Source organism: Phytoactinopolyspora endophytica, assembly GCF_004138495.1.
GTDB classification, from domain to species: domain Bacteria; phylum Actinomycetota; class Actinomycetes; order Jiangellales; family Jiangellaceae; genus Phytoactinopolyspora; species Phytoactinopolyspora endophytica.
Genome location: NZ_ML142865.1, coordinates 26,170 through 26,554, shown reverse-complemented (window position 1 = coordinate 26,554; position 385 = coordinate 26,170). Strand labels below are relative to the sequence as shown.

Genomic DNA, 385 nt, shown 5'->3' with positions numbered 1-385 from the left:
GCCCGGACGATCGCCTGCTCGGCGTAGGACCCCAGGGCGTCCTTCCAGCCCACCCGGTCACCGGGTGCGAAGCCGTCGACGCCCGGGCCGACCGCACGCACGGTGCCTGCCCCCTCGATGCCGAGCACGAATGGCAGAGAGATCCGGTAGATCCCGCTGCGCTGGTACGTGTCGATGTAGTTGACGCCGGCCGCCCCGACATCGACGAGCAGCTCTCCCTCACCCGGCTGCGGAGACTCGATCTCGACCGGTTCGAGAACCTCTGGTCCACCGACGTCGCGTACCTGTATCGCGCGCATTCAATCACCTCGGGGCACATCGTACGCACCGGGCTACTGGGCCGGTCCACGAGCCCGGCGGCTGCTGGATGACACCTTCGGTGTCG

At 68.6% G+C, this 385-nt stretch carries 1 pseudogene; it reads right to left on the bottom strand.

From position 1 onward, the window contains the following. Positions 1-242: pseudogene (locus tag ELR45_RS41520) on the bottom strand (alcohol dehydrogenase catalytic domain-containing protein); the annotation flags it as partial. Positions 243-385: the final 143 nt, after the last annotated feature.